Source organism: Pseudomonas sp. AC463 (assembly GCF_979253585.1).
Map to the genome: position 1 here is coordinate 1 of NZ_CEEDDZ010000524.1, position 278 is coordinate 278.

At 66.2% G+C, this 278-nt stretch carries 1 protein-coding gene; it reads left to right on the plus strand.

What is annotated here, in order from left to right:
* Positions 1-278 (plus strand): hypothetical protein (locus AC0IYH_RS31255; RefSeq protein ID WP_471838089.1); only part of this gene is annotated, 278 nt, incomplete at both ends.

Here is a 278-nt window from a genome sequence, read left to right on the forward strand (position 1 = left end):
CTACTATGTCAGTCGTGACCTGCAGACCGGCTCCAGCGACACCGGGCTGCGCATTCCGGCCACGGAGCTGGAGGCTGCCGTCACCCGGCGGATCGCTGCGCTATTTGCCGACCCGGTTAAGCTTGCTGCTGCCGCACAGCTCGAGCTGACGCCGGACAGCTTTGCCGCCGCCGCAGCGAAAGCCGACGCGATTGCGACGGGTGCGCCCGCTATCCTGAAGGATGCTGCCCGCAGCATCGTCACCTCGGTGCAGATCCATGACGAGCGTATCGACCTGG